At 71.4% G+C, this 409-nt stretch carries 1 protein-coding gene; it reads left to right on the top strand.

The genetic code is table 11. The annotated features are described in order from the left end of the window. Positions 1 to 2 precede the first annotated feature (2 nt). Positions 3 to 409 (top strand): protein kinase (locus G3I71_RS48965; protein WP_164325451.1); only part of this gene is annotated, 407 nt, incomplete at its 3' end.

Genomic DNA, 409 nt, shown 5'->3' with positions numbered 1-409 from the left:
ACATGGCGGAGTCCAGACTGATCCAGGGCCGGTACCGGTCGCTCGATCTGATCGGGCGCGGTGGCATGGGCGAGGTGTGGCGCGCCCGTGACGAATCGCTGGGCCGGCAGGTCGCCGTCAAGTGCCTCAAGCCGGTCGGGCACGACCAGGACGCCCACTTCACCCAGGTCCTGCGCGAGCGCTTCCGCCGCGAAGCCCGGGTCGCCGCCTCCCTCCAGCACCGCGGCGTCACCGTGGTCCACGACTTCGGCGACGACAGCGCGGCCGGCGGACCCCTCTACCTGGTCATGGAACTGCTGGAGGGCCGCAACCTCAGCCAGCTGATGGAGGACAACGAGGCGCGCCCGCTCCCCGTCGACGTGGTCCTCGACGTCGCCGAGCAGATGGCCGCCGCCCTCGCCTTCACCCT

It is taken from the genome of Streptomyces sp. SID12501 (genome assembly GCF_010550245.1).
Taxonomy (GTDB): Bacteria; Actinomycetota; Actinomycetes; order Streptomycetales; family Streptomycetaceae; genus Streptomyces.
This window is presented reverse-complemented; position numbering and strand designations above follow the sequence as displayed.